This window comes from Enterobacter roggenkampii (assembly GCF_001729805.1).
In the GTDB taxonomy this organism is placed as follows: Bacteria; Pseudomonadota; Gammaproteobacteria; order Enterobacterales; family Enterobacteriaceae; genus Enterobacter; species Enterobacter roggenkampii.
This window is the reverse complement of record NZ_CP017184.1, coordinates 2,733,940-2,746,573: the sequence shown is the minus strand read 5'-3', so window position 1 is coordinate 2,746,573 and position 12,634 is coordinate 2,733,940. Positions and strand designations below refer to the sequence as shown.

Genomic DNA, 12,634 nt, shown 5'->3' with positions numbered 1-12,634 from the left:
GAATGAAGCTGATGTGCTGGAGATATCGCCGCGATTCGCGGCTGGTGGGCTGCTGGAGGCATTTTTCAATTGAGAGAATGGCAGGAAGGTTTACTCACGCTTAATGAATAATAGATATAAGGTATACCTGACAGTGGAATTATTACGGCCGAAAATATACGCTTTTTTTGCGGCATGAAATTAACATCTTGCTGCATAAGTGAAATATTCTCACCCAGGCGATGAAGCGTCTTCAATATTAAAGATACCCTGTTAGTGCAACAAATAATTCATCAGAGATGTATTCCTTTGACATCAAAAAAACGCGAATTCTACTAATTATGGTAGTGGCGATAATAACGTGATTGCGTTAATGAAAGTGGTTCTCTTTTGTGTTTTTTAGTCTATAAAACATGGTGTTATGTGGTTTTGTGGTAGAGAAATAAGAAAGGATGGGCCATATCGTTTTTTATCATAGGATTAATCCTATAATTTTCCGACTGCTTCATTTACCAACAGTTACGCGGCGGTAAATATTGAATTGATACGAAGCTCATGTAAACTTGTTTACCGTTTGTCAAAATATGTCAGGAAGACACTGGGCCTTATTCTGAAAGGCTCGTGCGGTAGCTATGCCCTTAAAGTAGTAACGCCCCGAAAATATCCTGGCTATTTTAACAATAGCACTTAAGTCAAACTTCATCCCCTTATCTCCATCATCGAAATATCGCTACGGAAAAGCATATGAAAATGCGCGTACTGTTTTCACTTCTGTTTGTAATGGCGGTGGCGGGCTGTAAAGCACCGCAGAAACCTGTGATCAACGACGATACGATCGAGACCAGCCAGGTCAACGGCGTCACCTTAACCCACCGTCACGCTGTGACGCCGCCGACGGAGTTCACGCCGGTTAACGAGCCGTATCGTGCCATGTATCCAGCCTCTCTGATGAGCCGTCCTGACTTCGGCGGTAAAGTTATCCGCACTCTTGATACCGGAAAAACGTACGTGGTGCTGGGTCAGGTTGAACACTACTGGATGGCGCTTGCCGATGAAGGCAACGAGCAGCTGATTGGTTACGTTCCGATGCGCGCCGTTATCAAGGCCGACCAGTACGATGCCGCCGTGCGTAAACAGGCCATTCGCCATAAGACGCGTAAAAAAGCGACCTGTGTCGATGTCGACGGCAACAGCAAAGCCTGCAAAGACAGCGCTAACGGTACCTGGATCCTGAACTAAACGGCTTTCATGAGCGCATTTTTATGAATAATAAAAATTTTCATAGGCTGTGGTTATTCTTTTACGCGATGATTTTCGCGCTGATCGGTGGTTGTTCGTCGTCTTCACACAGCGACCCCTCCCGCTACAATCTGCAGTTTCAGGCTCATCCACAAATCAATGAATCTGCGCCGCTTAAGGTTCGGGTGCTGTTGCTGAAATCCGATGCGGATTTCATGTCCAGCGACTTCTACTCCCTGCAGAACAACGCGTCAGCCACGCTTGGCGCGAATCTGCTGAACAGCGATGTGTTCTTCCTGATGCCGGGACAGCTGTCAAAAACTCTCAGCGGGCAAAGCTCGCCGGAGGCTCGCTACATCGGCGTGATGGCGGAGTACCAGGTGCTGGATGGCAAAAAATGGCGCGTTTCACTCCCTCTGCCCGTGCCTGGCGAAAATCATATCTACCAGTTCTGGAAATGGTCCGCCGATGAACTTCAGGCCAACGTTTTTCTCGACGTGAACGGCATTCGGGTCATCAGCCAGTAACGCGCTTCTAAACAGGAAACACATCATCATGACGAAAGCAGAAAAGGTCGTCTGGACCGAAGGCATGTTCCTGCGTCCACACCATTTTCAGCGGACTGAAAGCTATCTGCTCAACCATGTTCGTGAATGGGGCGCGCTGCAGCGATCGTATCTCTGGGGCTTTCTCGACGTTGAACTGGATGAAGCGATGCTTCGTCAGGGATGCATTGCCCTGAGCTACTGCAGTGGGCTGCTGCCGGACGGCACCTTTTTCCAGGTGCGCAACGGGCGCAACGGTCCTGTACCGCTGAAAATTCCTGACAATCTCACCAACGAAAAGGTGGTGCTCGCACTGCCGGTTCGTCGTGGCGAGAGAGAAGAGGTGATTTTCAGCGAAGAGCCATCCTCGCTGGCGCGCTTTATCGCGTTCGAGCAGGAGGTGGAGGACGATAACGCCATGTCGGTGGGGGATGCTACCGTCCAGTTTGGCCGCCTGCGTCTGACCCTGATGCTCGAAAAAGACCTCACGGCGGAGTGGACCGCCATCGGCGTGGCGTTTGTGACCGAGAAGCGTAATGACAACCACGTGCGGCTCGACAACAGCTACATCCCGCCGATGCTCAATGCCAATAACAGCCCGCAGATCTACAGCATGATCAACGATCTGCACGGCTTACTGGTGCAGCGCAGCCAGCAGATTGGCGGCCGTTTGCGCCAGCCCGGCCGCTTTAACACCTCTGAAATGATCGAGTTTACGCTGCTGTCGCTGGTTAACCGTCATCTGGGCGAGGTGTCTCATTTAAAAACCCTCCCGCTGCTGCATCCGGAAACCCTCTGGCGCAGCTGGCTGCCGTTTGCCACCGAGCTCGCCACCTGGACGTCGCAGCGTACCGCCGAAAGCGTGCTGCCGATTTACGATCATGACGATCTGGCGAACTGCTTCAGCAAGCTGATGCTGATGCTGCGTCAGGGGCTGTCGCTGGTGATGGAAGACCACGCTATCCAGCTGCCGCTTAACGAGCGCTCTCACGGCCTCAACATCGCCACGGTGCCTGAAACCAGCATGGTGCGTGAGTTCGGCTTCGTGCTGGCGGTCAAAGCCAACGTGCCGGGCGAACACCTGCAAACCCATTTCCCGGCGCAGATGAAGGTCGCACCGGTGTCGAAAATCCGCGATCTGGTTCAGCTTCAGCTGCCGGGCATTATGCTGCGCGCCATGCCGGTTGCACCGCCGCAGATCCCGTGGCATGCCGGCTACAGCTACTTTGAGCTCGAAAAGGGCAGCGAGCTGTGGCACGAGATGGATAAGTCCGGCGCATTCGCCCTGCACCTTGCGGGGGAGTTCCCGGGGCTGGATATGGAGTTTTGGGCCATCCGTAGCCCGACAGAATAATAAAGCGAGCGCTTAATATGCAGGAACGACAGGATACCGGCAGCGATGCCGCGTTCACCGGGGCCAGTAGCAACAATCAGCTGGTGGCGGCCGCCAATCCGCTGCTCAATGCGATTCCGCAGATCCGTCATTCGGTATCGCACGACGATCAGGTGGCGTTACGCCAGCGCCTGATCGATGAAATTCGCCGTTTCGAAGTCCGCTGTCAGCAGGCGGGGCTGCCCTACGAAGTGATCGTCGGGGCACGCTACTGCCTCTGTACGGCGCTTGATGAAGCCGCCGCGCTCACCCCCTGGGGCAGCAGCGGGGTCTGGTCAAGCAACGGCCTGCTGGTGACGTTCCATAACGAAACCTGGGGCGGCGAGAAGTTCTTCCAGCTGCTGGCGCGCCTGTCGCAAAACCCGCGCGAGCACATTCTGCTGCTGGAGATGATCAACTACTGCCTGCTGCTCGGCTTCGAAGGACGCTATCGGGTGCTGGACAATGGCCGCACCCAGCTTGAGACCATCAAGCAGCGACTGTGGCAGATGATCCGCGGCGTGCGCGGCAGCTATCCGGCGCCGCTTTCTCCCCATCCGGAAGATCGCCCGGTGCTGCGCAAGCTCTGGCGGCCGATGGTTCCTCTCTGGGCCTGCGTGGCGCTGGCCGGGTTTATCGCCTGTCTGTTTTATATCGTGCTCAACTGGCGTCTTGGCGACAGCACCAACCCGGTGCTGGCGAAGATTTACCAGTCCCAGCTGCCGGAAACCACTATTCAGCAACCGGCGCGTCAGCTTCCGGCAGTGCTGAACCTGCGCGGCTTCCTGAAACCGGAGATCGAGGCTGGCCTCGTCGCGGTGAAAGACGAAGCGGATCGCAGCGTGGTTATCCTGAAAGGCGACGGGCTGTTTGCCTCTGCCTCGACCGTCGTGCGCGACCGCTATGAACCGGTCATCCACCGCATCGCGCAGGCAATGAATAACGTGAGCGGCAAAATTCTGGTGGTGGGCTACAGCGACAACGTGCCGATCCGCAGCGCGCGCTTTGCCTCTAACTATGAACTCTCTCTGGAACGCGCCCGCTCGGTACAGAAAATGCTGCAGGGAAGCCTCTCTCAGCCTGGCCGCGTGAAAGCGGAAGGGCGGGGCGAGATTAACCCGGTGGCGCCGAACACGACGCCTGAAAACCGCGCCCGTAACCGCCGTGTGGAAATTACTCTGCTGGTGTCGCCTGAAAATACCCAGGCCGAGCTGAACGGATTGCCGCAAGGAAACTAAGGAATGCTGACGACTCTTCTTTCCATACTGACTAACCGCATTCTGTGGAGCTTCCTCGGCGTCACGGCGCTGGCGGCGGTGATCTGGATGATTGGCCCGCTGTTGTCCATCGTGGACACCCGGCCGCTTGAATCTGAACAGAACCGCATCATCAGTATCGCCGTGGTCTATCTGCTGTGGGCGCAGGGCCACATTTTGCCGCGTCTTTATAACGCCTGGCTGAACCGCAAGCTGATGGACAAGCTCAATGAGAACACCACCAGCCCGGAAGCGGCGGATCCGCAGAAGCGACTGAACAACGAGGAGCAGATCCTCGCCAGCCGTTTTGATGAAGCCGCGCAGATGCTGAAAAAAGCGCACTTCAGCAAGGCGGGGCAGGGCGCTCAGTGGACGCAGCGCTTCAGCACGCAATATCTCTATCAGCTGCCGTGGTACGTCATTATCGGCGCGCCGGGTTCCGGTAAAACCACGGCGCTGGTCAACTCCGGGCTGCAGTTCCCGCTGGCCGACCGCTTCGGTAAGACCGCCCTGCGCGGCATTGGCGGCACGCGTAACTGCGACTGGTGGTTTACCAACGAGGCCGTGCTGCTGGACACCGCGGGTCGCTATACCACCCAGGAGAGCGAGCAGGTGCAGGACGCCGGGGAATGGCTGCAGTTCATGGGGTTACTGCGCAAGTATCGCCGCCGCCAGCCGATCAACGGTGTGATCGTCACCATCAGCATTTCTGACCTGCTCACCCAGTCAGCCGAGGCGTCCCGCCAGCAGGCGGTGAACCTGCGCCAGCGTCTGTCCGAGCTGCATGAACAGCTGGGGATTCGCTTCCCGGTCTACGTGATGGTGACCAAGGCCGACCTGCTTAAAGGCTTCCGCGCCTGGTTTGCCGACTACGATAAAGCGCAGCGCGACCAGATCTGGGGCTTCACGCTGCCGTGGGAACAAACCAAACACGCCGATTACGACCTGATGGGCAACTTCCAGCAGGAGTTTTCTCTGCTGCAGCAGCGCCTCGACGCCGGGCTGCCGGAAACCATGCTCAAAGAGCATGACGCGAAGACCCGCGCCGAAGCGTATCTTTTCCCGCAGGAGTTCGCCGCGCTGCGTCCGCTGCTGGCGGATTACCTGAGCACGGTCTTCGCCCGCTCGAACTTCGAAACCGAGTTCTCTCCGCGCGGGATCTACTTCGCCAGCGGGACGCAGGAAGGCATGCCGTTCGACCGCGTGATGGGCGAACTGAACCGCGCGCTGTCGCTGCCGGAAGGGGCAGAGCGGGATAACTGGGATTCGGTCAGCAAAGAATCGCCAATCCCGGGCGCAAAAGGCCAGAGTTTCTTCATCAAGAACCTGCTGCAAAACGTGATCTTCCAGGAAGCCGGGATCGCGGGCGAAAACCGCTGGTGGGAGCTGCGCAACCGGGCGGTGATCTGGTCCGGCTACGCAGCGCTGCTGGCCCTGCTGGTGATCCTCGGCGGTCTGTGGCTCACCAGCTATGCCAAAAACAAGGCCTACCTGGAAGAGGTGGATGCGAAAGTTCCGCTGCTCGACCAGCAGAGCAAGGCCTTACAGAACCAGACCCAGCGTGACCTGTTCGAACTGCTGCCGCTGCTGAATAGCCTGGTGGATCTGCCGAAAAGCGACGCGTTTGACGTGAACGATCCGCCGGTCTCCCGCCGTATGGGGCTTTATCGCGGGGATGACGTCAGCGACGCCTCTCAGTCCCTGTATCAGAAAGCGCTGGATCAGATGCTGCTCCCTGCCGTCGCCATGCACATCACCACCTGGCTTCGCAACGATAACGGCAGCGATGTGGAATACAGCTACGAGGCGCTGAAAGCCTATCAGATGCTCTATCAGCCGAAGCACTACGACGGCAAATTCCTGCATTCGTGGGTAATGCTCAACCTGCAGCGTAACCTGCCGCAGAACGTCACGAAGGCACAGCTGCAGCAGCTTGAATGGCACCTGACGCAGCTGCTGGAGCCGAAAATTCAGGCCTCGCCGTACGCGCAGGACGAGTCCCTGGTGGCGCGCGAAAGAGCGATGATCGGCCAGCAGCCGCTTTCAACCCGCGTCTACGGCCGCCTGAAGCGCCTGCTGGAACATGACGACAACCTGAAGCCGGTCTCCCTTTCCGACCTGGGCGGACCGCAGAGCGAGCTGGTATTTTCCCGCAAAAGCGGCAAGCCGGTGAGCGAAGGCGTGCCGGGGCTCTATACGCCGGACGGCTACTGGAAAAGCTTTAACGGCCAGATTGACAGCGTTACCACCGCCCTGCACGAGGACGATGCCTGGGTGCTGGGGGCCGCCACGGCGCAGGATGATAAACAGCAGATCGATAACGCCGTGCGCCAGCTCTATATGCGCGACTTTATCGCTAACTGGGATCGCTTTCTCGCTGACATTCAGCTGAATAACAGCACCGACCTTTCCCAGCGCATCAACACCGCGCGCCTGCTTTCCGGCGCCAACTCGCCGCTGCGCCGCCTGGTGCAGAATCTGAGCCAGGTCCTCACGCTCTCCCGCGATACGCCAGCGCCGGAAGATGCGGGTAAAGCGCAGGCGCAAAGCAGCCGCGCCACCCGCACGCTGGAAGCGCTGTTCAGCAATAATGACAATGCGCCAACGCAGGCCGCCGCGGTTACCCAGGCGCCGGAGCAGCTGGTGACCGACCATTACGCGCCGATGATTGAGCTGGCCCAGCCGCTGGAGAAGGGCGGGAAGACCATCGTGTTTGACGATTTTCTCAAGCAGGTGGATGAGCTGTATCGCTACCTGACCGCGGTTCAGGACGCGGCCAACAGCGGTATGCCGGCGCCGGGCGGGGAGGCGATCAGCCGCCTGCAGGCCAGCGCCGGTCGTCTGCCGGGCGGGCTGCAAACCATGTTCAGCAACATGGCGGTGGGCGCCAGCAGCGACACCCAGCGCCGTGACCTGGAAAACGTGCGTAAGCGCATTAACGTTGAGGTGGGCGGGTTCTGCCGTCAGGCGATTGCCGGTCGCTACCCGCTGGTGCGCAGCGCCAGCACCGAGGTCACCCCTGACGATCTCGCGCGCATGTTTGCGCCGGGGACCGGGCTGATGGATACCTTCTTTCGCGATAACCTGACCAGCAAAGTGGACACCACCCAGGCCAACTGGCGCTTTATGCCGGGCATCGACGGGAAAACGCTGCCGGGAAGCGAAGGGCTGCTGAGACCGTTCCAGCAGGCCCAGTCGATTCGCGACGCCTTCTTTGCTAACGGCGCAACCACGCCGTCCTTCAAGGTGACGGTTCGCACCGTGCGAATGGATAACACCATTCTGAACCTGACCCTGGACGTGGACGGTCAGCTGCTGCGCTACAGCCACGGGCCGCAGGCGGTGCAGATCATGAACTGGCCGGGGCCGGGCGGCACCAACCAGGTCCGCATGCAGCTGGGTCTGGCGAACGGCAGCACGGCGACGCTGGTGACCAACGGTTCCTGGGCGCTGAACCGCTTCTTTGATAAAGCGAGCACCAGCCCGGGGGCGGGTAGCCTCAGCCGTCAGGCCACCTTCAACGTCGACGGACATCAGGTCACGCTGGAGTTTGCGCCAAACAGCATTCGCAACCCGTTCCAGCTTCCCCGTTTCTCATGCCCATAACCGCAAGGACAGCCGTATGACGAATACCCCTGCGATGAACCGCTACAGCTGGTATGGCAAGTTACCCAGCGCCGGAGATTTTTTGCAGCGCCGCTTTCCTGACACCTTACAGCGCCAGTGGTCGCACTGGTTCCAGGTCGGTCTGCTGGCCTGGCAGCAGGAAGAGCAGCGCAGCGGCGAGCGCCCGTTTCAGAAAGCACCCGTCTGGAATTTTGTGGTACCGCCCATGCTGGGCAGCCAGATGATCCAGATGGGCTGTCTGCTGCCCGGGCGCGACAGCGTCGGCCGACAATACCCGGTTTGCATTCAGCTGAGCTTCGCCCCGTCAGAGTGGTCGACCAGCCTGCTCAGCCAGGCCGAAAGCTGGTATCAGCAGATTGGACGCCTGGGGCTGCACGCGGTGCGCAACAGTTTTTCCGCCTCGCAGCTCGACGAGATGCTGATGTCCATTCCGGCGCCGCAGCCGGTCGAGCCGCAAAAGCGCTCCGACATCCTGGATGTGATTGGCTACGACGAGGACGGCCAGAGCACGCTGGGCTGGCCTCAGGCGGCAGAGTGCTTTGACCCGCTGCGTCAGACCAGCTACTGGTGGACCAACCGCTGCGACGGATACCCGCTCTACACCCACGTGCACAGCGGTAACTTTACCGGGCAGCTTTTCACCCTGCTGTTCGATCCGGCAGGGGGCGCCCGTCCGGGCCGTCACGGTCTCTATCCGCCTATGTTTGAATAAGCAGGGATCTCATGAATATCGAAGAATTTCTCGCGCCCATAAGCCCCGACAACCCCTGCGGCGAAAACCTGGAGTACGACGCTGACTTCCAGGCGATGAACCAGGCAAGCCTTGGGAAAGCGGAACAGCAGTTTGGCGACACCATCATCCCGGCGGAGCCTGCTGACTGGAACACGGTCGAAAAATACGCCACCAGCCTGCTGACCCGCACCAAAGATCTTCGCGTCCTGCTGGCGTTAACCCATGCCTGGACCCGCCGTCGCGGGCTGGCGGGCTACGCGGACGGATTGCTGCTGGTGCAGGAGGCGATCGCCCGCTACTGGGAGCCGCTCTATCCGCTGCTCGAAGAGTACGGTGAAACCGACCCGTTCTACCGCATCAACGCTCTCGCCGGGCTGAGTGATAAATCCGACCTGACGGTCGCGGTACGCAACGCCTCGCTGCTGCGTTCAAACGGCGATGAAATTTCGCTGCGGGATGCCCAGGCGCTGCTGGACGGCAGTAAAACCGAATGCCCGGACTATCCCGGCGGGCGCCCGCGGCTGATTGACGAGCTGGCTCGCGGCGACCAGCCGGGGACCGCCGCGGTCATCGTCATTAACGAACGTCTGCTGGCCATTCGCGAGCTGCTCATCGGGCATCTCGGTGAAAGCGGCGTACCGGAGATGGAACAGCTGCTGAAAACCGTGGGGCTGGTGGCCAGCGCCTGTCAGGTGACCGACATCAGCAAGCTGCTGCCGAACCGTGATGCGCAGGCTGAACCCCAGACTGAGCAGCAGCCGACGGCAACGCAGCCCGTTCAGCCGGTGACCGACTGGCGCAGCGTGCAGGTCACCAGCCGCGCCGACGCCCAGCTGATGCTGGAAAAAGCGAAGCAGTATTTTGCGCAGTACGAACCGAGCCACCCCGCACCGCTGATGATTGAACGGGTGCAGCGGCTGTCAGAACTTAACTTTATGGACATTATTCGCGACCTGGCGCCAGACGGCGTTAACCAACTGGAAAACATCTTTGGGCGCCGCGAATAGCGCGTCCAGGCATTATGACGTCAGGCATGGAGCCTGGCGTTTCACCTTCACCGCGCATCTTTGATGGAGAACATCATGGCAATGAGTAACAGTGGGCAGAAATTCATCGCACGTAACCGTGCCCCCCGCGTGCAGATCGAGTATGACGTAGAGATCTACGGTGCAGAACGTAAAATTCAGCTGCCGTTTGTGATGGGCGTTTTGGCCGATCTGGTCGGCAAACCGGTGGAAAACCTGCCGGCCGTCGACGAGCGTAAATTCCTCGAAATTGACATCGACAACTTTGACGAACGCATGAAGGCGCTGAAGCCGCGCGTGGCGTTCCAGGTGGACAACACCCTGACGGGCGAAGGTAAGCTCAACGTGGATCTGACCTTCGACAGCATGGACGATTTCCTGCCGGACGCGGTGGCCCGCAAGGTTGAGCCGCTGAACAAGCTGCTGGAAGCGCGCACCCAGCTCTCCAACCTGCTGACCTATATGGACGGCAAAAACGGTGCGGAAGAGCTGATCGCAAAAATTCTGCAGGATCCGACGCTGCTCAAATCCCTGAGCCAGTTGCCGAAAAATGACGAAAGCGCGAAAGGTAGCGAGGAATAATCGATGAGCAACCAGACTCAACAACACGAGCAGCAGGCGGGTCAGGCGTTCAGCCAGGATGAATTCAGCGCGCTGCTGAACAAAGAGTTCCGCCCGAAAACCGACCAGGCGCGTTCCGCCGTCGAAAGCGCGGTCAAAACCCTGGCGCAGCAGGCGCTGGAAAATACCGTCACCTTCTCGAACGATACCTACCGCACCATTCAGAACCTGATTGCCGGTATCGACGAACAGCTGTCACAGCAGGTGAACCAGATCATTCACCACGAAGAGTTTCAGAAGCTGGAAAGCGCCTGGCGCGGTCTGAGCTACCTGGTGAACAACACTGAAACCGACGAGATGCTGAAGATCCGCTTTATGAGCATCTCCAAGCAGGAGCTGGGCCGCACCCTGAAGCGCTACAAGGGCGTGGGCTGGGACCAGAGCCCGATCTTCAAGAAGATCTACGAGCAGGAGTACGGTCAGTTCGGCGGCGAGCCGTTTGGCTGCATCGTCGGCGACTACTACTTCGACCACAGCCCGCAGGACGTTGAGCTGCTGGGGGAAATTGCGCGCATCGGTTCTGCGGCGCACTGTCCGTTCATTACCGGTACCGCACCGGGCGTGATGCAGATGGAGTCCTGGCAGGAGCTGGCCAACCCGCGCGACCTGACCAAGATCTTCCAGAACACCGAATACGCCGCCTGGCGTTCACTGCGTGAATCCGAAGATGCCCGCTATCTGGGCCTGGTGATGCCGCGCTTCCTGTCGCGCCTGCCGTACGGCATTCGCACCAACCCGGTGGACAGCTTTGACTTTGAAGAGCAGACCGACGGCGCGAACCACAACAGCTACGCCTGGGCGAACGCCGCGTACGCGATGGCCGCCAACATCAACCGCTCCTTCAAAGAGTACGGCTGGTGCACCTCAATTCGCGGCGTGGAGTCCGGCGGGGCGGTGGAAAACCTGCCGTGCCACACCTTCCCGAGCGATGACGGCGGCGTGGACATGAAGTGCCCAACCGAGATCGCCATCAGCGATCGTCGTGAAGCCGAGCTGGCGAAAAACGGCTTTATGCCGCTGGTTCACCGCAAAAACTCCGACTTTGCTGCCTTCATCGGCGCGCAGTCCCTGCAAAAACCGGCCGAGTACCACGACCCGGATGCCACCGCCAACGCGCGTCTGGCTTCTCGTCTGCCGTACCTGTTCGCCTGCTGCCGTTTTGCCCACTACCTGAAGTGCATCGTGCGCGACAAAATCGGCTCCTTCCGCGAGCGCGAAGAGATGGAGCGCTGGCTGAACGACTGGGTCATGAACTACGTCGACGGTGACCCGGCAAACTCCTCCCAGGAGACCAAGTCCCGTAAACCGCTGGCGGCTGCGGAAGTGCAGGTGCAGGAGATTGAGGACAACCCGGGCTACTACGCCGCGAAGTTCTTCCTGCGTCCGCACTACCAGCTGGAAGGTCTGACCGTTTCTCTGCGCCTGGTATCTAAACTGCCGTCGCTGAAGACGAAAGACGCGTGATGATGAGTGCCGGCCCTGGAGGGCCGGCTACATTTCGGTGAATATGAGATAGCTAATGAATTTGACTCTGACAGCGTTAATACGAAAATTCATCAGCTATTTAGCCATTTATACATTGCTAATAATTTCATTCATGCTGTTTGTGACGGTATCTGGCTACTATTTGTTTATCTTTGACTGGCCGGCAGATTTCCCGCGAATCGCAATGCATGCATTTCTATGCGCTGGACTTAATGCATTAGCGATAGGGATATACGTTGTCGCAGAAAAACGGAAAGAGAAAAATTAGTATTTTACGCGGACTGATGCGCTGCGGATCCTATGGCAAAGGATATTAAGGTGAAACGTTTCTGTTTTTTCCTCGTATTTATGACCTCTTATGTGTGTGCCGGAAATAACTATCCTGATTTTTATCATCAGCAAACATACCGGCAGGTTTTAAAAGATTTAGTTCTGGCGCGATGCCTTGCGCAGGTGGCAGATAAAGGCAGCCAGTTTTCTGCTGATGCGGCCCGCAGTGCAAGTGCATTCATTGAGTGGATACCTTTTGATGCCGAAAATGGCACTGATAAAGTGGATGCCCTCATCGGAAAATATAAAAATCAAATTAACGTTTTTCATTCAGAGCGAAAACCCGATGTCAAAGGTGTAACCTTAAACTGTTTACGTCTTTATCATAGCGATGAGCTGAACAAACTGGTTCCGCAGGTCATCATAGGCGATCCTGATCGTACCTGGATTCAGGATAACCCGCAGTAGTAAAAGACTTCACA

The 12,634-nt window shown here is 58.0% G+C and carries 10 protein-coding genes; all 10 read left to right on the top strand.

The window, feature by feature from the left end; translation table 11 throughout:
• The first annotated feature begins 723 nt into the window (after window positions 1–723).
• The 10 genes from BFV67_RS12905 (at window position 724) to BFV67_RS12855 (ending at window position 12,620) form a co-directional block, all read left to right on the top strand.
• Window positions 724–1,218 carry a hypothetical protein gene (locus tag BFV67_RS12905; protein ID WP_039266581.1) on the top strand — a complete coding sequence of 165 codons (495 nt, stop codon included), beginning with the start codon at window positions 724–726 and terminating at the stop codon, window positions 1,216–1,218.
• Between the two features lie 23 nt (window positions 1,219–1,241).
• Complete coding sequence (gene tssJ / locus BFV67_RS12900; protein WP_023344389.1) at window positions 1,242–1,745, top strand: type VI secretion system lipoprotein TssJ; 504 nt, start codon at window positions 1,242–1,244, stop codon at window positions 1,743–1,745.
• 28 nt (window positions 1,746–1,773) lie between these two features.
• On the top strand, window positions 1,774–3,117 hold the full coding sequence (gene tssK / locus BFV67_RS12895; RefSeq protein ID WP_021240388.1) for a type VI secretion system baseplate subunit TssK: 1,344 nt from the start codon (window positions 1,774–1,776) through the stop codon (window positions 3,115–3,117).
• Between the two features lie 17 nt (window positions 3,118–3,134).
• The gene (locus BFV67_RS12890) at window positions 3,135–4,373 is read left to right on the top strand and encodes a DotU family type VI secretion system protein (RefSeq protein WP_008502648.1); all 1,239 of its coding nucleotides are present in this window, start codon (window positions 3,135–3,137) and stop codon (window positions 4,371–4,373) included.
• Window positions 4,374–4,376: 3 nt separating this feature from the next.
• A complete protein-coding gene (gene tssM, locus BFV67_RS12885) occupies window positions 4,377–7,997 on the top strand; it encodes a type VI secretion system membrane subunit TssM (protein ID WP_069598471.1) in 3,621 nt (1,206 codons plus the stop codon).
• Window positions 7,998–8,013: 16 nt separating this feature from the next.
• Window positions 8,014–8,730, top strand: a complete 717-nt coding sequence (gene tagF / locus BFV67_RS12880; protein ID WP_008502646.1) for a type VI secretion system-associated protein TagF — start codon at window positions 8,014–8,016, stop codon at window positions 8,728–8,730.
• 11 nt (window positions 8,731–8,741) lie between these two features.
• Entirely contained in the window at window positions 8,742–9,758 is a 1,017-nt protein-coding gene (tssA, locus tag BFV67_RS12875) for a type VI secretion system protein TssA (protein ID WP_023325475.1), read from the top strand.
• Between the two features lie 75 nt (window positions 9,759–9,833).
• Window positions 9,834–10,358, top strand: coding sequence for a type VI secretion system contractile sheath small subunit (tssB, locus tag BFV67_RS12870; protein WP_069598955.1), 525 nt, complete (start codon window positions 9,834–9,836; stop codon window positions 10,356–10,358).
• 3 nt (window positions 10,359–10,361) lie between these two features.
• Window positions 10,362–11,861, top strand: a complete 1,500-nt coding sequence (tssC, locus tag BFV67_RS12865) for a type VI secretion system contractile sheath large subunit (protein ID WP_069598470.1) — start codon at window positions 10,362–10,364, stop codon at window positions 11,859–11,861.
• Between the two features lie 369 nt (window positions 11,862–12,230).
• Window positions 12,231–12,620, top strand: coding sequence for a T6SS amidase immunity protein Tai4 family protein (locus BFV67_RS12855; RefSeq protein WP_100245875.1), 390 nt, complete (start codon window positions 12,231–12,233; stop codon window positions 12,618–12,620).
• Window positions 12,621–12,634 lie beyond the last annotated feature (14 nt).

Coding starts and splice junctions, on each gene's coding strand:
- BFV67_RS12905 (WP_039266581.1), top strand. CDS start 724: ATGAAAATGCGCGTACTGTTTTCACTTCTGTTTGTAATGGCGGTGGCG.
- tssJ (WP_023344389.1), top strand. CDS start 1,242: ATGAATAATAAAAATTTTCATAGGCTGTGGTTATTCTTTTACGCGATG.
- tssK (WP_021240388.1), top strand. CDS start 1,774: ATGACGAAAGCAGAAAAGGTCGTCTGGACCGAAGGCATGTTCCTGCGT.
- BFV67_RS12890 (WP_008502648.1), top strand. CDS start 3,135: ATGCAGGAACGACAGGATACCGGCAGCGATGCCGCGTTCACCGGGGCC.
- tssM (WP_069598471.1), top strand. CDS start 4,377: ATGCTGACGACTCTTCTTTCCATACTGACTAACCGCATTCTGTGGAGC.
- tagF (WP_008502646.1), top strand. CDS start 8,014: ATGACGAATACCCCTGCGATGAACCGCTACAGCTGGTATGGCAAGTTA.
- tssA (WP_023325475.1), top strand. CDS start 8,742: ATGAATATCGAAGAATTTCTCGCGCCCATAAGCCCCGACAACCCCTGC.
- tssB (WP_069598955.1), top strand. CDS start 9,834: ATGGCAATGAGTAACAGTGGGCAGAAATTCATCGCACGTAACCGTGCC.
- tssC (WP_069598470.1), top strand. CDS start 10,362: ATGAGCAACCAGACTCAACAACACGAGCAGCAGGCGGGTCAGGCGTTC.
- BFV67_RS12855 (WP_100245875.1), top strand. CDS start 12,231: ATGACCTCTTATGTGTGTGCCGGAAATAACTATCCTGATTTTTATCAT.